The organism is Streptomyces sp. NPDC032091 (assembly GCF_055580265.1).
This window is the reverse complement of the sequence record NZ_JBVILR010000027.1, coordinates 96,560-114,196: the sequence shown is the minus strand read 5'-3', so window position 1 is coordinate 114,196 and position 17,637 is coordinate 96,560. Positions and strand designations below refer to the sequence as shown.

The following is a 17,637-nucleotide window of genomic DNA, read 5'->3' as shown; positions in this document are numbered from 1 at the left end:
GTTCCTTGGCGAGGAGGCCTTCCTGGAGGCCGACCAGCGCGGTGGCGTGGGTCAGGTTCGGGAAGTAGCCGATCCGGACCTCGGACGCGGAGAGCGCCTTGGCGCCCTCGGCGGTGGCGCCGGCGGGCTTGTCCTCCGTCTTCTTCGCCTCGGAGCCGTAGCCGCAGGAGGCGAGGACGCCGACCAGCAGGGGCAGGGCGGTGGCGGCGACGGCGCCGCGGCGGAACAGGGTCTTCTTACGGATGGCAGGCACGGGAGGACTTCCTCTCGGCGCGCCGTCTGTCGTTTACGGCGCGGTTCTTCGGTGGTGGAGCCGGGGCGGGTGCGGCTGGTGGGGGGTGAGGGCGCGCATGCGGTGCGCGTACGTCATCACGCACATCGCGCCACTCCTCCCTGGCCGCTGCCGAGGGAGCCGCTGCCGACGCGGCCGCCCTCCTTGGCGAAGGTGGTGTACATGTCGGTCCGCATGGCCTAGAAGTCCCAGCCTTCGTCGTCCGCCTGTACCTCTTCGGCCTTGGAGGCGAAGGACTCGCCCGCCATGCCCGCCGCCAGGGTGGTCCCGTCGGCGGGGTCGATCAGCAGGAAGGACCCGGTGCGGCGCGAGTCGGCGTACGCGTCGAGCGCGAGGGGCTCGGCGGTGCGGACGACGACGCGGCCGATGTCGTTGGCCACCAGCCGGCCCGGGTTCGGGTGCTGGGAGAGGTCGTCGAGGGTCAGCCGGGACGGGATCTCCTTGACGATCGCCTTGACCGTGCGCGTGGTGTGCTTCAGCAACACCCGCGCGCCGACGGCCAGCGGCTGGTCGGCCACGTGGCAGACCGTCGCGACGACGTCCTGCGTGGTGGCCGGGGCGCTCGCGGTCGGGGCGATCAGGTCACCGCGCGAGATGTCGATGTCGTCCTTCAGGCGCAGGGTCACCGACTGCGGGGACCAGGCGATGTCCACGGACTCGCCGAGCGCGTCGATGCCCTCGATGACCGAGGTCTTCCCCGACGGCAGGACCGTGACGGCCTCGCCGACGCGCAGCACGCCGGAGGCGATCTGGCCCGCGTAGCCGCGGTAGTCGGGGTGCTCGGCGGTCTGCGGGCGGATCACGTACTGCACCGGGAAACGCGCCGGGCAGGCGGTGAGGTCGTGGCTGACCGGCACCGTCTCCAGGTGCTCCAGCACCGTCGGGCCGCCGTACCAGTCCATGTTCGCCGACGGCTCGACCACGTTGTCCCCGGCGAGGGCCGAGATCGGGATCGCGGTGATCTCGGGGACGCCCAGCTCCGAGGCGTACGCCGTGAACTCCTCGGCGATCGTCGCGAAGACGCTCTCGCGGTAGTCGACGAGGTCCATCTTGTTGACGGCGAGGACGACGTGGGGGACGCGCAGGAGGGCGGCGACGGCGGCGTGGCGGCGGGTCTGTTCGATGACACCGTTGCGGGCGTCGACGAGGACCACGGCGAGGTCGGCCGTGGAGGCACCGGTGACCATGTTGCGGGTGTACTGCACGTGGCCGGGGGTGTCGGCGAGGATGAACCGGCGGCGGGTGGTGGCGAAGTAGCGGTAGGCCACGTCGATGGTGATGCCCTGTTCCCGCTCGGCCCGCAGGCCGTCGGTCAGCAGCGCCAGGTCCGGGGCGTCCTGGCCTCGGTCGGCGGAGACCCGCTCCACGGCCTCCAGCTGGTCCTCCAGGACCGACTTGGAGTCGTGCAGCAGGCGGCCCACCAGGGTGGACTTGCCGTCGTCGACGGAACCCGCGGTGGCGAAGCGCAGCAGCGTGGTGGCGCTGAGCTGCTCGGTGGTGGTGGTCATGGCTAGAAGTACCCTTCGCGCTTGCGGTCTTCCATCGCGGCCTCGGACAGCTTGTCGTCGGCGCGGGTCGCACCCCGCTCGGTGAGGCGGGAGACGGCGATCTCGGCGATCACGGCGTCCAGGTCGGCGGCGTCGGAGTCGACGGCGCCGGTGCAGGACATGTCGCCGACGGTGCGGTAGCGCACGAGGCGCCTCTCCACCGGCTCGGTGTCCTTCGGGCCGCCCCACTCGCCGGCCGTCAGCCACATGCCGCTGCGCTGGAAGACGTCCCGCTCGTGCGCGAAGTAGATCTCGGGGAGTTCGATGTCCTCGCGGGCGATGTACTGCCAGACGTCCAGCTCGGTCCAGTTGGAGAGCGGGAAGACGCGGACGTGCTCGCCGGGGGCGTGGCGGCCGTTGTAGAGCTGCCACAGCTCGGGGCGCTGGCGGCGGGGGTCCCACTGGGAGAACTCGTCGCGCAGGGAGAAGACGCGCTCCTTGGCGCGGGCCTTCTCCTCGTCGCGGCGGCCTCCGCCGAAGACGGCGTCGAACTTGAGCTGCTGGATGGCCTCGGTGAGGGGCACGGTCTGCAGCGGGTTGCGGACGCCGTCGGGGCGCTCGCGGAGCGTGCCGGCGTCGATGTACTCCTGGACGGAGGCCACGTGCAGGCGCAGGCCGTGCTTCGCGACGGCGCGGTCGCGGTAGGCCAGCACCTCGGGGAAGTTGTGGCCGGTGTCCACGTGCAGCAGCGAGAACGGCACCGGCGCGGGGGCGAAGGCCTTGAGCGCCAGGTGCAGCATGACGATGGAGTCCTTGCCGCCGGAGAACAGGATCACCGGCTTCTCGAACTCGCCCGCCACCTCGCGGAAGATGTGCACCGCCTCGGATTCGAGGGCGTCGAGGTGCGACAGCGCGTAGGGCGCGTCGGAACCGGACTCGGTGTGCGGGTGCGCGGCGGTGGTCATGCCAGACCCCTCTCGGTGAGCAGTGCGTGCAGGGCGGAGGCCGACTCCTGCACGGTCTGCGTGTGCGACTCGATGCGGAGGTCGGGGGCCTGCGGGGCCTCGTACGGGTCGTCGACGCCGGTCAGGCCGGAGATCTCGCCCGCCGCCTGCTTGGCGTACAGGCCCTTCACATCGCGCTCGGAGCACACCTCGACCGGGGTCGCGACGTGCACTTCGAGGTAGCGCGTACCGGCGGCGGCGTGCCGCTTGGCGACGGCCTCGCGGCTGTCGGCGTAGGGCGCGATCACGGGGACGAGGGCCTTGACGCCGTTGCTGGCGAGGAGTTCGGCGACGAACCCGATCCGCTGGACGTTGGTGTGCCGGTCCTCGCGGCCGAAGCCCAGTCCGGCGGAGAGGAACTCGCGGATCTCGTCGCCGTCGAGGACCTCCACCCGGTGGCCCTCGCCGCGCAGCCGCTCCGCCAGCGCGTGGGCGATGGTGGTCTTGCCCGCGCTGGGCAGACCGGTCAGCCACACGGTGGCTCCCTGGCCGGTCACGCTCATCCGCTTCTCCGTAAGTTCCGTGGTGTCCGTAGAGGTGGTGGTCATCAGCCGTGCAGTCCGCACTCGGTCTTGCCGCGTCCGGCCCAGCGCCCGGCCCGTACGTCCTCGCCCTCGGCGACCCGGCGGGTGCAGGGGGCGCAGCCGACGGAGGCGTAGCCGTCCATCAGCAGCGGGTTGGTCAGCACGCCGTGTTCGGCGACGTACGCGTCCACGTCGTCCTGCGTCCAGCGGGCGATCGGCGAGATCTTGACCTTGCGCCGCTTCTCGTCCCAGCCGACCACCGGGGTGTGGGCCCGGGTGGGGGACTCGTCGCGGCGCAGGCCGGTCGCCCAGGCCTCGTACGCGGTCAGGCCCTCTTCGAGGGGCTTGACCTTGCGCAGGGCGCAGCACAGGTCGGGGTCGCGGTCGTGCAGCTTCGGGCCGTACTCGGCGTCCTGTTCGGCGACCGTCCGGCGCGGGGTGAGGGTGATGACGTTGACGTCCATCACGGCCTCGACCGCGTCGCGGGTGCCGATGGTCTCCTCGAAGTGGTAGCCGGTGTCGAGGAAGACCACGTCCACGCCGGGGAAGGCGCGGGAGGCGAGGTGGGCGACCACCGCGTCCTCCATGGAGGAGGTGACGCAGAACTTCTTCCCGAAGGTGTCGGCCGCCCAGCGCAGGATGTCCAGCGCGGAGGCGTCCTCCAGCTCCCGGCCCGCCCGCTCGGCGAGTTCCTTCAGTTCCGTGAGACGCGTGTCTTGAACGGTGGTCATATCTCGTCCCCTCCAGCGGATTCGGTCCGAACACCCCGGGCCAGCAGCCCGAGGTACTTCAGCTGGAAGGCCCGGTTGCAGGCCCTGCATTCCCAGGCGCCGTGGCCCGTCTCGTGGGGAAACAGGTCCTCGTCGCCGCAGTACGGGCAGTAGAACGGTGCGGCGCGCTCGCTCACGAGAGGTCCCCGTCCTTCGCACGGGACACCCAGGCGGCGAAGCGCTCGCCGTCCTCGCGCTGCTCCTCGAAGCGCTTGACGACCCGCTCGACGTAGTCGGGCAGCCCGGCCGAGGTGACCTTGAGGCCGCGGACCTTGCGGCCGAAGCCGGCCTCCAGGCCCAGGGCGCCGCCCAGGTGGACCTGGTAGCCCTCGACCTGGTTGCCCTCGTCGTCCAGGACCAGCTGGCCCTTGAGACCGATGTCCGCCACCTGGATACGGGCGCAGGCGTTCGGGCAGCCGTTGATGTTGATGGTGATCGGCTCGGCGAAGTCCGGCAGGCGGCGCTCCAGTTCGTCGATGAGCGAGGCGCCGCGGGCCTTGGTCTCCACGATGGCCAGCTTGCAGAACTCGATGCCGGTGCAGGCCATCGTGCCGCGGCGGAACGGGGACGGCTTGACCCGCAGGTCCAGCGCCTCCAGCGCCTCGACGAGGGAGTCGACCCGGTCGGCCTCGACGTCGAGGACGATCATCTTCTGCTCGGCGGTGGTGCGCAGGCGGCCGGAGCCGTGCTGCTCGGCGATGTCCGCGATCTTGGTCAGGGTGGCGCCGTCGACACGGCCGACGCGGGGCGCGAAGCCGACGTAGAACTTGCCGTCCTGCTGCCGGTGCACGCCGACGTGGTCGCGCCACTGGCCGCTGGGCTGCTCGGGCGCGGGGCCGTCGGACAGCTTGCGCCCCAGGTACTCGTCCTCCAGGACCTGGCGGAACTTGGCCGCGCCCCAGTCGGCGACGAGGAACTTCAGGCGGGCGCGGGTGCGCAGGCGCCGGTAGCCGTAGTCGCGGAAGATCGAGATGACGCCCTCGTAGACGTCCGGGACCTCGTCGAGCGAGACCCAGGTGCCCAGGCGGACGCCCAGCTTGGGGTTGGTGGACAGGCCGCCGCCGACCCAGACGTCGAAGCCGGGGCCGTGCTCCGGGTGGTTCACGCCGACGAAGGCGACGTCGTTGATCTCGTGCGCCACGTCGAGCAGCGGCGAGCCGGAGACCGCGGACTTGAACTTGCGGGGCAGGTTGGAGAAGTCCTTGTTGCCGACGATGCGGCGGTAGATCTCCTCGATGGCGGGGGTGCCGTCGATGATCTCGTCCTGGGCGATGCCGGCCACCGGCGAGCCGAGGATGACGCGGGGCGTGTCACCGCAGGCCTCGGTGGTGGACAGGCCGACGGCCTCCAGGCGGCGCCAGATCTCGGGGACGTCCTCGATCCGGATCCAGTGGTACTGCACGTTCTGGCGGTCGGTGAGGTCGGCGGTGCCGCGCGCGAACTCCTCGGAGATCTCACCGATGACGCGGAGCTGCTCGGTGGTCAGCCGGCCGCCGTCGATGCGGACGCGCAGCATGAAGTACTTGTCGTCCAGCTCCTCCGGCTCCAGGATCGCGGTCTTGCCGCCGTCGATCCCGGGCTTGCGCTGGGTGTAGAGACCCCACCAGCGCATACGGCCGCGCAGGTCGTTGGGGTCGATCGAGTCGAAGCCCGTCTTGGAGTAGATCGTCTCAATGCGCGTCCGCACGTTGAGACCGTCGTCGTCCTTCTTGAACTGCTCGTTGCCGTTGAGGGGCGTGTGGTGTCCGACGGCCCACTGGCCCTCACCGCGGTGACGGCCGGTCTTGCGGCGCGCGGCGGCTGCAGGTGCGGCTGCGGGCGTTTCGGGGGTGGCGGCCATGGCGGGTACGTCCTTCGTCAACGGCTGGAGGCAGGTCAGGGGAGCGGCGGCGCGCCCCTGTCACGCTGGAGTCTCCGAGCAGGTGCGGCCGATTTACGCCCTTTTGCCGGGGTTTCCGGCGTGCGGGGGCGGTGTTCGGCCTTCAGGGGGCTTGCAGGTGGTCGACGCGTCCGCGGCGGCGGGGACGGCGGCGACGTGCGGCGGTGGCTGGTTCCGTCAGCTCGCCGGACACATGGCGCTGGACATGCGGCCGAGGTCGACGTGACGTCGACTCACCAAGGCGATTCCAGCTCCATTCATGGCCGAAGCGTGTCACGGGCCGATTGGAGGAGTCCACTACTGTCCACGATCCGGACGAACTCGTCCCGGATCGTGGGACGACGTGACAGGGGTCACGCCGCACGGGGCTTTCCGTTCCCGCCCCGGCCCGGAGCTCCCGGGGGCCGGGCCGACGCCGGCCGGGCCCCCGGTACGAAAGAAGGGGAGGGGCTACGCGCCGGGCCAGGGGCCCGGGGTGGGGGTCTCCTGCTTCTCTTCCGTTTCCGTCTTGAAGACCTTGAAGCCGCGGCGCCGGTAGTTGTCCATCGCCGTCGGCCCGTCCTGGCTGCACGTGTGGACCCACACGCGGCGGGTGGGCTCCAGCCCCGGCCACCGCTCCGCGAGGTCCCACGCCCGGGCCGTCCCCAGCGTCAGGAGGTGTCCGCCGATGCGGCGCCCCCGGAAGTCCGGCAGCAGCCCGAAGTACATGATCTCCACCACCCCGTCCGGCTGCGGGTCCAGCTCGATGTACCCCGCCGGGGTGCCCCGGTCGTACGCCACCCAGGTCTCCACGCCCGGCCGGTCCAGGTGCGCCACCCACTCCGCGCGGGTCAGCGACAGCCGGTCCGTCCAGTGGATGTCCTGGCCCACCGAGGCGTACAGGAAGCGGCTGAACTCGGGCGAGGGCACCTCGGCCCGGCCGATCGTGATCTCCGGGCCGGGCACGGCCGCCGGGACCAGGTCGGCGGGCGAGGTCATCTCTAGGGACCAGGTGGTCAGGGTGATGGTGCTCATGCGCCTCAGGGAACCACATGCCCCGGCTGCCGCCCGGGGGTCCCCCAGGGGCCCCCGTGCCCCAGCCGGGCCCGGACCACCCCCGGAGCCGTCGAGTGCGGCAGCAGCCCGGCCGGGTCCCGCGGGCGGATCAGCTCCACCTCCACGTCCTCCGCGAACCGGTACGGCCGGTGGCTCAGCACCCCCGCGAGGTGGCGCCGCACCCGGGAGAGCTCGGCGCGCACCGTCACCGTACGCGTCGGGTCCCCGAACAGCTCCTGCGCCAGCTCCGCCGCCGTCCGCCCGCGCGGGCTCTCGGCCAGCAGGAACAGCAGCTCCGCGTGGCGCGGGCTCAGCTCCTGCGACCAGCTGCCCGCGGCCCCGTACACGGTCGCCGACCAGGACCGGGGCCGGCTCAGGTCCAGCACCACCCGGCTCACGGCCGCGGCCGCCGTGGGCTCCGCCAGGCGCAGCAGCCAGCCGCCCGGCAGCGGCTCCGCGACGCAGTCTCCGAGCTGCGGGATCCACAGCCGCCCCGGGCCCGGCGCCTTCGGCAGCTGCACCCGGTCCGCCGGGGCCAGCCCCGTCACCGCCGCCGTCCAGCCGTGCGGGTCCACGGCCACGGCCCGCCCCGGCAGCCGGGCCAGCAGCGGGGCCGCCACCGTCCGCAGCCGCTCCAGGGACTCCAGGTGGCGCACCCGCAGCTCCCGCTCGGCGAGGCGGGCCACCGAACTGACCCAGGCCAGGGTCGCCGGGTGCATGGTCGCCAGCGGCCCGCTCACGTCGACCACGCCCAGCAGCTGCCCGTCCCGGGGGTCGTGCACGGGGGCTCCGGCGCAGGTCCAGTCGTGGTGGCTGGAGACGAAGTGCTCCGCCGAGAACACCTGCACCGGCCTCCGGGTCACCAGCGAGGTGCCCACCCCGTTCGTGCCGACCACGGACTCGTCCCAGTCGGCCCCCACCGCGAAACCCAGCCGGTCCGCCTTGCGCAGGATGCTGCTGTGCCCCTCCCGCCACAGCAGCCGGCCGTCGGAGTCGGCGACGACCATGATGTGCAGGGACTCGTCCAGCGCGGGCAGCAGCCCCTCCCGCAGCACCGGAAGGATCTCCCGCAGCGGTGAGACCTGCCGCCGCTCCTCGGTCTCGGCGGCCGACAGCATCCGCGACCGCGCGTCCCGGTCGGGGTGGACCCCGCCGGCCATCATCCGCCGCCAGGACTCGGCGATCTCCGGGCGCGGGGAGGCCGGCAGGCGGTCCCCGGCCAGCGCGGCCGCCCGTACTCCCTTGAGCAGACGCGCGGCCTCCCGCGCGTCCATGGCCGAGATGCGCGCCACGTCGACCGCGCTGCCTGCGGTGTTGGCCACCGGAACCTCCCCGTGCTGAACAGGACGTACTGCGGAAGCCGCCGGGGCCGGCGTACGCGCCCCTTCCCCGGGCACGTGCGGCGGGCACCTGCGACCACCTGTGGACCGAAGGGTTGCAACGGTATGCAACTCTCGCCAACCCCCGGTCGCCCGACCGAAACTATCGGCACGCCGCAGAGCGGCGTGACAGCTCCTTCCTCGGGGCTCTCGGGACCAGGGGTGGTGCCGAGTCGGCGCGGCGCCACCCCCGGTCCCACCTGGACGGGTTCGGATCCCGGTGCTGAACGGTTCAAGGCCGCGGTGGTTTGGGGACCGCCACGGCCCCGCGGTCCCGGGTGGTTTGGGGACCTCCGGGAACCGCGCGAACCGCAGCGGTCAGGGGACCGCGCTCAGCCCGCGATCCGCGCCCGTGCCACCACCACCCGCAGGTCCAGGGTGTGCGCCGGCGTTCCGAAGGCCGCCCCCGGCCCGGACTCCTCTACGTGGCTGTTTTTCCCTGAAGCCGCGTCCGCGAGGTGCCTCTCCACCCCTTCCGCGAGCGCCCGGTCTCCGAGGTGGACCTCGTAGCCGACGAGCGGCGGGGCCCGGTCGCCGACGGTGTGGGTGGTGGCTGCCATGCGGCTACGGTAAGGACGTGCAGCCAGCAGAAGAAACACCCGAGGGGACCCCGGCACGCCCTGGCCGGCTCCACCGGGCCCGCGTCCTCTACCGCAACGTCTCCAAGCGCAAGATGGGCTGGCTGCTCCTCAAGGACACCGTCAACTCGTGCATCGAGTACCGGATCCTCGGCCTCGCCGCCGAAGCCGCCTTCTTCACGCTCCTCTCCCTGCCCCCGCTCTTCCTCGGCCTGCTCGGCCTGCTCGGCTACGTGGACGGCTGGACCGACACCCAGTCCGTGGCCAGCATCGAGGAGAACATCCTGCGCGCGGTCGGCACCGTCCTGTCCGACCGGGGCGTCAACGACATCGCCCGCCCCATGCTCGACGACGTCACCCGCGAGGGCCGCCCCGACCTGATCTCCCTGGGCTTCGCCTTCGCCCTGTGGTCCGGCTCCCGCGCCGTCAACGTCTTCATCGACACCATCACCGTCATGTACGGGCTCGACGGCCGGCGCGGCATCGTCAAGACCCGGCTGCTGGCCTTCCTCCTCTACGTCATCGCCCTGGTGATCGGCGCGATCGTGCTGCCGCTGATGGTGGTCGGACCCGACGCCGTCGTCCGCCTGGTCCCCTGGAGCACGGAGGTGATCGCCGTCCTCTACTGGCCGGTGGTCACCCTGCTCTCCATCGCCTTCCTCACCACGCTCTACCACGTCTCCGTGCCCGTCCGCTCGCCGTGGATCGAGGACGCCCCCGGCGCGCTCGTCGCCCTCGCGATGTGGGTGCTCGGCTCGTTCCTGCTGCGGATCTACCTCACCAACACGATGGAGGGCCCGACCATCTACGGTTCGCTGGCCGCGCCCGTCGCGGTCCTGCTGTGGATCGGGATCTCGGCCTTCGCGGTGCTCGTCGGCGCCGCCGTCAACGCCGCCATCGACCGCGTCTGGCCCTCGGTGGCCACCGCCGCCGCCCGCGAGGCCAACGAACGCGTCCGGGAGGCCGAGGCGGCCCAGCTCGTCGCCCGCGCCGCCGCCTGGCGGGCCCTGGCCGAGGGGGAGTCCGAGGACGACGAGGACGGCGGGATGCCCTCGGAGTTCCCCGAGCGCTGGTCGAACTTCCTGCCCCCGGACGACTACACCTCCCGCCTGCGCAAACACTGACCGGCCCGTCCCCGGCGGCCTCTCTCCACCCGTGGGTGGAGACGGAACCTCCACCCGGGATCCACCCCGGCGCCGATCACACGGACGCGGCCCGTTCCTAGCGTGAAGGGCATGGATATCGCACGTGTGCTCGTCATCGCGCTGGTCGTCGTCTTCGTCCTCGTACGCAGGTTCGGCGGACGGCCCGTCAAGGACCAGGACCGCCTCTGGGTGCTGCCCGCGATCCTCGCCGCCGTCGGCGTTTCCGAGGGCGGACTGGTCACCCCCGGCCACCCGGTGCTCAGCGTGGTCCTGCTCGCCGCGGGGATCGCCGCGGCCCTATGCACCGGCTTGCTGATGGGCCGCGCCATGACCCTGTGGCGCGAGCCCGACGGCACCCTCTGGGCCAAGGGCAACCGCACCGTCCTCGCCCTGTTCGGGTTCTCCCTCGCCACCCGGGTCGGCCTCGCCCTCCTCGGGGCCGCGGCCGGCGTCCCCGTCCGCAACGGGCCCCTGCTGGTGACCCTCGCGACCTGGATCCTGGCCCAGGGCCTGGCCCTGGCCGTCCGCGCCCGCCGGATCCCCGCCGCGGTGTGAGGGCCGCTCGCGTGCTCTTCGTCCACGACGGGCGGGTCTGGATACAGTGGGCAGGGATGCCGATGCCACGCACCCTGCCCCTGCCCACCGACACCCACGTCAGGGTCGCCGTCCAGGCGGCGTTGCTCGTCTGGTTCGTGCACGGCCTGCTCACGCCCCCGCCCGGCGCCGCGGCCCTCGCCTGCGGGCTGGCCGGCCTCGGCCTGACCCTGCTCGGCGTCCCCCTCCTCGACGGCCGGCCCCGCACCGGGGCGGCCGTCCTCGCCGCCGCCCTGGCCGCCGCCTGCGCCACCGGCCTGCTGGCGCCCGCCACCCCCTGGGTGGTCCTCGTCTTCGCCGTGTGCGGCTTCGCCGCCGCCCGCCTCGGGGGCGTCGCCTCCGCCGTCCTCCTCGGCGCGGCCGCCGCCGCTGCCGCCGCCGTCACCCTGGTGCGCGGCCGCGACCCGGTCGAGCTGTGGAACGTCGTCGGCCTCTGCGGGATGTTCGCCTACGTCCGGGCCGGCCGCACCCGGCGCGCCGCCGCCGAGTCCGAACGCCAGCGCGCCCTGCTCGCCGAGCGGGCCCACGTCGCCCGCGAGGTCCACGACATCCTCGCGCACTCCCTCTCCGCCCAGCTCATCCACCTGGAGAGCGCCCGGCTGACCCTGGAGGCCGGCCGCTACGAGGAGGCCGGGGTCCTGGTGGAGCGGGCCCGCGCCCTCGCCAAGGGCGGACTGGAGGAGACCCGCCGGGCCGTCGCCGTGCTGCGCGGCGACACCCCCGCCCCCCGCGAGGCCCTCACCGCCCTCGCCGAGGAGTACCGCCGCACGACGGGGGCCGCCTGCGCCCTCACCGTCGGCCCCGGGCCCTGCCCCCTGCCGCCCGAGGCGGCGCTCGCCGTCGTCCGCACCGCCCAGGAGGCCCTGACCAACGCGCGCAAGCACGCCGCCGGGGCCGCCGTGGAGATCACCCTCGGCTGTGCCGACGGCCGCTACGAGCTGTGCGTCACCGACTCCGGCGGCACCGGACCCGCCCCGCACGCCGCCACCGGCGGCGGATACGGCCTCGTCGGGATGGCCGAACGGGCCCAGCTCATCGGAGCCTCACTCGACGCCGGACCGCACGGCACCGGCTTCCGCGTCCGCCTGGAAGGACCCCTCGCCCCATGACCCAGACCGACGCCCCGATCCGCGTGGTCGTGGCCGACGACCAGACCGTCGTACGGGAAGGGCTGGTCCTGCTGCTCGGCCTGCTGCCCGGCACCGAGGTGGTCGCCTCCGCCGCCGACGGCGCCGAAGCGGTCCGGCTCGTCGCCGAACACGCCCCCGACGTGGTCCTGATGGACCTGCGCATGCCCCGCATGGACGGCGTGGAGGCCACCCGGCTGATCACCGAGAACCACCCCGCGACCGGGGTCGTCGTCCTCACCACCTACAGCGACGACACCTCCGTCATGGACGCCCTCAGGGCCGGCGCCCGCGGCTACCTCACCAAGGACGCCGACGCGCAGGAGATCGCCCGCGCCCTGGCGGACGTGCGCGCCGGCGCCACCAGCCTCGGCCGGGCGGCCCAGGAACGCCTCGTCGCGGCCGCCGTCGCCGCCGACCCGCCCGTGCGGCCCCGGGAAACCGCCCTGCCCGACGGGCTGACGGCGCGCGAGGGGGAGGTGCTCGCCCTGATCGCCGACGGACGGTCGAACTCCGAGATCGCCCGCCGGCTCACCATCGGCGAGTCCACCGTCAAGACGCACATCAACAACCTCTTCGCCAAGACCGGGGTCCGCGACCGCGCCCAGGCCGTCCGCTACGCCTACCGGCACGGGCTGGTGGCCGCGCCCGGAGATTAATCCGGTGGTGCGGCCCCCCGGGGCCCGGCTATGGTTCCGGAGTGCGGAAGAGCGGGGCACAACCGCCTTCCGGGAGAGCCGCGTTGGCTCGCCGAGATCCCCACAGGAGGTGAGAACGTCGATGACTGTCACGGTGACGGGTGCTGCCCGCGTTCAGGAGTTCGTCTTCGTTTCCGCCCCCGTGGTCTCCGGCTGACCTCACACCTCTTCGTGCGCCGCCGGGCGCACCCTGCCGGGGCCACCCTGTGAAGGGTTCCCCTTGTCTCTCTCTTCCTCCCTTTCCGCCCAGCCGCACGCCCTCGCCTCCTACGGCTGGGACGAGGCCTGGGCCGCCGAGTTCGCCCCGTACGCCGCCGAAGGACTCCTTCCCGGCCGGGTCGTCCGCGTGGACCGCGGACAGTGCGACCTCATGACGGAGAACGGCGTCGTCCGCGCCGACACCGCCTTCGTCACCCCCCACGACCCGCTCCGGGTCATCTGCACGGGCGACTGGGCCGCCGTCGAGGCGACCGGCAACCCGCGCTACGTGAAGGCGTACCTGCCGCGCCGCACCGCCTTCGTGCGGTCCACCTCCTCGCAGCGCTCCGAGGGGCAGATCCTCGCCGCCAACGTCGACCACGCGATCATCGCGGTCTCGCTGGCCGTCGAGCTCGACCTCGGCCGGATCGAACGCTTCCTCGCCCTGGCGTGGGAGTCGGGCGCCCAGCCGCTGGTCGTCCTCACCAAGGCCGATCTGGTCCCGGACCCGGACGCCCTCGGCCACCTCGTCCAGGACGTGGAGACCACGGCGCCCGGCGTCCAGGTCCTCACCGTCTCCTCCCACACCGGGGAGGGCACGGACGTCCTCGCGGCGGTCGTGTCCGGCGGGACGAGCGTGCTCCTCGGGATCTCCGGCGCGGGCAAGTCCACGCTGGCCAACGCCCTCCTCGGCGAGGACGTCATGGACGTCCAAGCCACCCGCGAGGTCGACGGCAAGGGCCGCCACACCACCACCACCCGCAACCTGCTCGCCCTCCCGGGCGGGGGCGTCCTGATCGACACCCCGGGGCTGCGGGGCGTCGGGCTCTTCGACGCGGAGGCGGGAGTGGGGCAGGTGTTCTCGGAGATCGAGGACTACGCCGCCGACTGCCGCTTCCACGACTGCGCCCACGAGAGCGAGCCGGGCTGCGCGGTGCGGGCGGCGGTGGCCGACGGCGCGCTCCCCGAGCGGCGCCTGGAGAGCTACCGCAAGCTGCTGCGCGAGAACCGGCGCATCGTGGCCAAGACGGACGCCCGCCTGAGGGCGGAGATCCGCCGCGACTGGCGCGTCAAGTCCGCCGAGGGCCGCGCCAACCACGCCGCGAAGCGGGGCGGCCGCGTCTGACCCGGCAGGGGGTCCGGGGCTCCGCCCCGGGCCCCCGCGCCGGTCAGGCGGCCAGGACCGTCACCGCCCACGCCGCCACGACGACCAGGCAGGCCATCAGCTCGACCAGCACGCTCGTCCCCACCGCCCGCATCACCGCCCGCACCGAGGCGACGGCCTCCTCGTGCGACCCCAGCCGCCGCCGCTCGCACAGGTAGATCCCGCCCACGAAACCCGGGACCGCCCCCACCACCGGGAGCACCACGAAACCCACGAGCGCCCCTGCCCCGGCGTACCGCACCATCCGGCGGGTCACCCCCACCCCGCGCAGCCGGCGCGGCGGCAGGCGCCACTCGACCACCTGGACCACCAGCAGCAGGGCCGTCGCCGTGGCCAGCACGGCCCAGGCCGGCGCCGTCCGCTCGTGCAGCGTCCACCACATCAGCCCCGCCCACACCAGCCAGGTCCCGGGGACGCCGGGCACCAGCACGCCCAGCACCCCGAGCAGCATGACCAGCCCCACCAGGAACAGCTGAGGCAGATCCATGGGCTCAGGGTGCCCGAGGCGGTGCTACCGGGCCACCCAGCCCCGTTCGTAGGCGTGCCAGCCGAGCTGGAGCCGGGTGGTCACCCCGGCCAGTTCCATCAGCCCCTTCACCCGGCGCTGGACCGTGCGCAGGCCCAGCTCCAGGTGCTTGGCCACGCTGGAGTCCGTCATCCCGGCCAGCAGCAGGGTCAGGATCTCCAGGTCCGTGGCGTCCGGCACCCCGCCCGACTCCTCCGGCTGCCCGGTCGTCCCCAGCCGCAGGGGGACGGCCTCCCGCCAGACCGCCTCGAACAGCCCCAGCAGGGACTCCAGCAGGCCCGAGGCGTGCACGACGAGCGCCGCCGGCTCCGTGCCCCGCGCGCTGAGCGGAACCATGGCGAGGGTGCGGTCCGCGATGACCAGGCTGGTCGGGACCCGGCCCGTCACCCGCACCTGTTCGCCCCGCACCAGTGCCGTGGACGCCTCCCTGATCCCCGTGGGCAGCCCGAGGACGTCCCGCTCGATCACCACCCGGTACGCCACGCCCCGTACGGCGGCCTCCTCCTCCGTCGGCTCGTTCTCCATCCCCGACACGACCAGCGGGCGGGCGCTGGCCAGCGCGCACACCTCCTCCACCGCGCCCAGCTGGATCTGGTGGAAGCGGTGCGCGACGGCGCTCGCGCCCGTCACCACCTCCACCAGGTCGGGCACCCCCGCCTCCGCCGCCTCCGCCCGGTACTCCCGGGCCAGCAGCTCGGCGGCCAGCTCGGCCTGCTCCAGCTCCTGCCGCTGCCGGGTGAGGAGGGCGCCCAGGGCCGCCTCCGGCGGCGCCGCCACCCAGCGGCCGGGCCGGGCCGAGGAGCGCGCCGCCAGACCGTGCCGCTCCAGGTGCCGCAGGGTCCGCTCGGTCTGCGGGAGCGGCAGCGTCAGCCGGTGGGCCAGGTCGGCCGCCTCCGCCGCCCCCAGTGCGACCAGCGCGCGGTACGCCGACTCCTGGCCCTCGTCCAGGCCTATTGCCCCCAGCAACCCGTCCACCCCACTCTCACAGCCGTTCCGGGCCATCTTCCCCGCACCCCCGGTCCGTTTGCCAAGGTGGCGCCGCCGGACCGGGGGACCTTTTCGTGCATTCGGGGTTTTCCGCCGCCCGGTGGGGCCGACAATGAGGGCATGAGTCAGCAGGGCGCGGAGGACTGGTGGCAGAAGCTGTACGAGGACCCGGAAGCGGGGTCCGGGCCCGACCCGGGGGACACGCTGGACCAGCGCTTCCGCTCGGCGTCGGTGCTGGTGGGCGATGACGCCCCGGCGCCGCCCGGACCGCGGCCCCCGCTGCTGCCCGGGCCCCGCACCCCGGACCCCGCCCCGGCCGGGCCCGCCGCGCCGTCCGCGCCGCCGCCCGCGCGCGACCTGCGGGTGACCGGGGCCACCGGGTACGCGGAGGGCGACGTGGCCGTGCCGCCCGCACCACCGGAGACGCGCCGGGAGCCGCGGCCCGGGCCCGGGCCCGAGCCGGCCGGGCGGCCGGCGGTGACCCACCTCGGGGACCGGGCCCCGACCTACGCCGCCGAGCCGGGAGCGCTCCCCGCCGCCGACCCGGCCGCGCTGGACTTCCTCACCCCCGACACCGTCCTGGAGGGGGCCCGCTACGGCACCTACACCCTGCGCGCCGCCTCGCTGCGCGGGGACTCCGCTCGCTACCGGGGCGACGCCCGCCGGGACTTCCTGCTCACCGCCCGCTTCGGCAGCGGGGACGACGCCCTGGTGCTGGTGGTCCTGGCCGGCGGGGACCGGGCCGCCCCCGGGGCCCGGGAGGCCGCCGCCGAACTGGGGCACTCCGTCGCGGCCGCCGTGGGGCGCAGCCGGGAGCGGCTGGCCGAGGACATCCGGGCGGGCCGCCGCGAGGCCCTGCTCTCGGGGCTCCAGCGGCTCACCGACCGGGGCTACGGGCGGCTGCGCGCCCGGGCCGCCGAACTCGGCCTCGACCAGGAGGCCTACACGGCCGGGCTGCGCGGACTGCTGCTGCCGCTGGACCCCCGGTGCCCCCACCGGATCTGCTTCGGCGCCGGCGCGGGCGGGGTCTTCCGGCTCCGCGGCGGCCGCTGGCAGGACCTGGAGGAGGACGCCGGCGGGGCCGCCGGTTTCCGCTTCCGCGCCGCCGTGGCCCGCCCGGGCGACACCCTGCTGCTCTGCTCCGGCGGTCTCGCGGCCCCCCTGCGCGAGGAGGGCCTGCTCGGGGCCGAGCTCGCCGCCCGCTGGTCCCAGGGGGACCCGCCGGGACTGGCGGCCTTCCTCGCCGACACCCAGCTCCGCCTCAAGGGGTACGCCGACGACCGGACGGCCGCCGCGGTCTGGGAGGCGTGACCGGGCCGTCAAGGGGTGCCCGTGCCGGACGATGGCGGTTTCTCGATGGCGGTCGGAGATTGCCTCCCCTCCGTGCAGTACGTCCCGCCCGTCAATGTGGCCCTCTTCGGCGGCCCGCGGCCGCCGGGGGCGCACGGGGGCTGCCGGTTTCCGGCCGCCGAGGGCACGCGGCCGCGGGGGGCGCCCGGCCGCGCGGCAGGAGGGACCGCTCTGGTGGACGGGGTGCGGGAGGACGGTGTGCCGTCGCTTCCACCGAGAACCGGTGTCCGGGCGGTGACCGGATCCGCACCATCCGACAGCGCGACCGTGTCGGCCCGGGGTGCGGCCCGGCCGGCGCGGATGGCCGGATCCCGCCGGTGCCGTGCGCCCGGCGGAGGAGGGCCAAGGAGTGTGAACCCGCCCCGGGGGCATGCATTCCGTAGGCCTGTTCGAGAGCCAGGCCCCGGAATGCGGGGAGGTACATCGCCGTGCGCGTGGGGGCGAAGACCGGAAAGCCGTGGCGGAGGGGCCGGCCCGTGCCGCGCGAACCGTCCCAGGACCAGGCGGAGATGACGCGCAGCGTGCACCGGGCCGACCTGAAGGCGGTGGGCCAGGTCCGCAGGGACCTGCGGGAGCTGCTCCGGCACCGCTGCGGGGCCGGTACGGCCCACGTGGCCGAACTGCTGGTCACCGAGCTCGTCACGAACGCCCTCGTCCACACGGAAGGGGGTGCCGAGGTGTCCGCGAGCGTCAGGGACGCCCGCTTACGGGTCGAGGTCCGCGACGGGGCCGCCCGCCGGCCCCGGCCGTACGTACCGTCCGCCGACGACGGTACGCACGGCCGGGGGCTGGTCCTGGTGGAGGCGCTCGCCGACACCTGGGGCGTGGACCCGCCGGCGCTGGGGCCGGGCAAGGTGGTCTGGTTCGAGCTGGAGGACGCCGGGTAGCGGTGCGACGGC

General features: G+C 74.0%; 19 protein-coding genes and 1 pseudogene. 7 read left to right on the top strand and 13 right to left on the bottom strand.

The genetic code is table 11. The features are described from left to right. The 11 genes and pseudogenes from ACZ5NJ_RS32580 to ACZ5NJ_RS32530 form a co-directional block, all read right to left on the bottom strand. Nucleotides 1-253: pseudogene (locus ACZ5NJ_RS32580) on the bottom strand (sulfate ABC transporter substrate-binding protein); the annotation flags it as partial. A 218-nt stretch (nucleotides 254-471) separates the two neighbouring features. Then, on the bottom strand, nucleotides 472-1,800 hold the full coding sequence (locus tag ACZ5NJ_RS32575; RefSeq protein ID WP_468769694.1) for a sulfate adenylyltransferase subunit 1: 1,329 nt from the start codon (nucleotides 1,798-1,800) through the stop codon (nucleotides 472-474). A gap of 2 nt (nucleotides 1,801-1,802) precedes the next feature. Then, a complete protein-coding gene (gene cysD, locus ACZ5NJ_RS32570; protein ID WP_468769692.1) occupies nucleotides 1,803-2,744 on the bottom strand; it encodes a sulfate adenylyltransferase subunit CysD in 942 nt (313 codons plus the stop codon). Further along, complete coding sequence (cysC, locus tag ACZ5NJ_RS32565; protein ID WP_468769690.1) at nucleotides 2,741-3,331, bottom strand: adenylyl-sulfate kinase; 591 nt, start codon at nucleotides 3,329-3,331, stop codon at nucleotides 2,741-2,743. The genes cysD and cysC overlap by 4 nt, the downstream gene beginning before the upstream one ends. After that, the gene (locus ACZ5NJ_RS32560) at nucleotides 3,331-4,038 is read right to left on the bottom strand and encodes a phosphoadenylyl-sulfate reductase (RefSeq protein WP_468769689.1); all 708 of its coding nucleotides are present in this window, start codon (nucleotides 4,036-4,038) and stop codon (nucleotides 3,331-3,333) included. Before ACZ5NJ_RS32560 ends, cysC begins: the two co-directional genes overlap by 1 nt. Beyond that, complete coding sequence (locus ACZ5NJ_RS32555; RefSeq protein WP_355969574.1) at nucleotides 4,035-4,214, bottom strand: hypothetical protein; 180 nt, start codon at nucleotides 4,212-4,214, stop codon at nucleotides 4,035-4,037. The genes ACZ5NJ_RS32560 and ACZ5NJ_RS32555 overlap by 4 nt, the downstream gene beginning before the upstream one ends. Beyond that, nucleotides 4,211-5,917: a nitrite/sulfite reductase gene (locus ACZ5NJ_RS32550; protein ID WP_468769686.1), complete on the bottom strand. Its 1,707-nt coding sequence runs from the start codon at nucleotides 5,915-5,917 to the stop codon at nucleotides 4,211-4,213. Before ACZ5NJ_RS32550 ends, ACZ5NJ_RS32555 begins: the two co-directional genes overlap by 4 nt. Nucleotides 5,918-6,133: 216 nt before the next feature. Beyond that, nucleotides 6,134-6,217 carry a putative leader peptide gene (locus tag ACZ5NJ_RS32545; RefSeq protein WP_344166751.1) on the bottom strand — a complete coding sequence of 28 codons (84 nt, stop codon included), beginning with the start codon at nucleotides 6,215-6,217 and terminating at the stop codon, nucleotides 6,134-6,136. Between the two features lie 189 nt (nucleotides 6,218-6,406). Continuing rightward, nucleotides 6,407-6,970 carry a GNAT family N-acetyltransferase gene (locus ACZ5NJ_RS32540; RefSeq protein ID WP_468769684.1) on the bottom strand — a complete coding sequence of 188 codons (564 nt, stop codon included), beginning with the start codon at nucleotides 6,968-6,970 and terminating at the stop codon, nucleotides 6,407-6,409. Between the two features lie 5 nt (nucleotides 6,971-6,975). Beyond that, entirely contained in the window at nucleotides 6,976-8,265 is a 1,290-nt protein-coding gene (locus ACZ5NJ_RS32535) for a GAF domain-containing protein (protein ID WP_468769710.1), read from the bottom strand. Between the two features lie 437 nt (nucleotides 8,266-8,702). Beyond that, nucleotides 8,703-8,930 (bottom strand): hypothetical protein, encoded by a 228-nt coding sequence (locus tag ACZ5NJ_RS32530; RefSeq protein ID WP_468769682.1) that lies wholly within the window; start codon nucleotides 8,928-8,930, stop codon nucleotides 8,703-8,705. 17 nt (nucleotides 8,931-8,947) lie between these two features. Between ACZ5NJ_RS32530 and ACZ5NJ_RS32525 the strand changes: the two genes are divergently transcribed. The 5 genes from ACZ5NJ_RS32525 (at nucleotide 8,948) to rsgA (ending at nucleotide 13,836) form a co-directional block, all read left to right on the top strand. Next, a complete protein-coding gene (locus ACZ5NJ_RS32525; RefSeq protein ID WP_468769680.1) occupies nucleotides 8,948-10,072 on the top strand; it encodes a YihY/virulence factor BrkB family protein in 1,125 nt (374 codons plus the stop codon). Nucleotides 10,073-10,183: 111 nt separating this feature from the next. Continuing rightward, nucleotides 10,184-10,648: a CcdC protein domain-containing protein gene (locus tag ACZ5NJ_RS32520; protein WP_468769678.1), complete on the top strand. Its 465-nt coding sequence runs from the start codon at nucleotides 10,184-10,186 to the stop codon at nucleotides 10,646-10,648. A gap of 56 nt (nucleotides 10,649-10,704) precedes the next feature. Beyond that, nucleotides 10,705-11,796: a sensor histidine kinase gene (locus tag ACZ5NJ_RS32515; protein ID WP_468769676.1), complete on the top strand. Its 1,092-nt coding sequence runs from the start codon at nucleotides 10,705-10,707 to the stop codon at nucleotides 11,794-11,796. Next, entirely contained in the window at nucleotides 11,793-12,473 is a 681-nt protein-coding gene (locus ACZ5NJ_RS32510) for a response regulator (RefSeq protein WP_468769674.1), read from the top strand. Before ACZ5NJ_RS32515 ends, ACZ5NJ_RS32510 begins: the two co-directional genes overlap by 4 nt. A gap of 259 nt (nucleotides 12,474-12,732) precedes the next feature. Beyond that, nucleotides 12,733-13,836 carry a ribosome small subunit-dependent GTPase A gene (gene rsgA, locus ACZ5NJ_RS32505; RefSeq protein ID WP_468769672.1) on the top strand — a complete coding sequence of 368 codons (1,104 nt, stop codon included), beginning with the start codon at nucleotides 12,733-12,735 and terminating at the stop codon, nucleotides 13,834-13,836. A 43-nt stretch (nucleotides 13,837-13,879) separates the two neighbouring features. Here rsgA and ACZ5NJ_RS32500 read toward each other — a convergent pair whose 3' ends face one another. Beyond that, on the bottom strand, nucleotides 13,880-14,362 hold the full coding sequence (locus ACZ5NJ_RS32500) for a DUF456 domain-containing protein (protein ID WP_468769670.1): 483 nt from the start codon (nucleotides 14,360-14,362) through the stop codon (nucleotides 13,880-13,882). A 24-nt stretch (nucleotides 14,363-14,386) separates the two neighbouring features. Beyond that, a complete protein-coding gene (locus ACZ5NJ_RS32495) occupies nucleotides 14,387-15,367 on the bottom strand; it encodes a helix-turn-helix domain-containing protein (protein ID WP_468769708.1) in 981 nt (326 codons plus the stop codon). A gap of 141 nt (nucleotides 15,368-15,508) precedes the next feature. Between ACZ5NJ_RS32495 and ACZ5NJ_RS32490 the strand changes: the two genes are divergently transcribed. Beyond that, entirely contained in the window at nucleotides 15,509-16,699 is a 1,191-nt protein-coding gene (locus tag ACZ5NJ_RS32490) for a protein phosphatase 2C domain-containing protein (protein WP_468769668.1), read from the top strand. A 548-nt stretch (nucleotides 16,700-17,247) separates the two neighbouring features. Then, nucleotides 17,248-17,625 (top strand): ATP-binding protein, encoded by a 378-nt coding sequence (locus ACZ5NJ_RS32485; RefSeq protein WP_468769706.1) that lies wholly within the window; start codon nucleotides 17,248-17,250, stop codon nucleotides 17,623-17,625. Nucleotides 17,626-17,637: the final 12 nt, after the last annotated feature.

Coding starts and splice junctions, on each gene's coding strand:
- ACZ5NJ_RS32575 (WP_468769694.1), bottom strand. CDS start 1,800: ATGACCACCACCACCGAGCAGCTCAGCGCCACCACGCTGCTGCGCTTC.
- cysD (WP_468769692.1), bottom strand. CDS start 2,744: ATGACCACCGCCGCGCACCCGCACACCGAGTCCGGTTCCGACGCGCCC.
- cysC (WP_468769690.1), bottom strand. CDS start 3,331: ATGACCACCACCTCTACGGACACCACGGAACTTACGGAGAAGCGGATG.
- ACZ5NJ_RS32560 (WP_468769689.1), bottom strand. CDS start 4,038: ATGACCACCGTTCAAGACACGCGTCTCACGGAACTGAAGGAACTCGCC.
- ACZ5NJ_RS32550 (WP_468769686.1), bottom strand. CDS start 5,917: ATGGCCGCCACCCCCGAAACGCCCGCAGCCGCACCTGCAGCCGCCGCG.
- ACZ5NJ_RS32545 (WP_344166751.1), bottom strand. CDS start 6,217: ATGAATGGAGCTGGAATCGCCTTGGTGAGTCGACGTCACGTCGACCTC.
- ACZ5NJ_RS32540 (WP_468769684.1), bottom strand. CDS start 6,970: ATGAGCACCATCACCCTGACCACCTGGTCCCTAGAGATGACCTCGCCC.
- ACZ5NJ_RS32535 (WP_468769710.1), bottom strand. CDS start 8,265: ATGGACGCGCGGGAGGCCGCGCGTCTGCTCAAGGGAGTACGGGCGGCC.
- ACZ5NJ_RS32530 (WP_468769682.1), bottom strand. CDS start 8,930: ATGGCAGCCACCACCCACACCGTCGGCGACCGGGCCCCGCCGCTCGTC.
- ACZ5NJ_RS32520 (WP_468769678.1), top strand. CDS start 10,184: ATGGATATCGCACGTGTGCTCGTCATCGCGCTGGTCGTCGTCTTCGTC.
- ACZ5NJ_RS32515 (WP_468769676.1), top strand. CDS start 10,705: ATGCCGATGCCACGCACCCTGCCCCTGCCCACCGACACCCACGTCAGG.
- ACZ5NJ_RS32510 (WP_468769674.1), top strand. CDS start 11,793: ATGACCCAGACCGACGCCCCGATCCGCGTGGTCGTGGCCGACGACCAG.
- ACZ5NJ_RS32500 (WP_468769670.1), bottom strand. CDS start 14,362: ATGGATCTGCCTCAGCTGTTCCTGGTGGGGCTGGTCATGCTGCTCGGG.
- ACZ5NJ_RS32490 (WP_468769668.1), top strand. CDS start 15,509: ATGAGTCAGCAGGGCGCGGAGGACTGGTGGCAGAAGCTGTACGAGGAC.
- ACZ5NJ_RS32485 (WP_468769706.1), top strand. CDS start 17,248: ATGACGCGCAGCGTGCACCGGGCCGACCTGAAGGCGGTGGGCCAGGTC.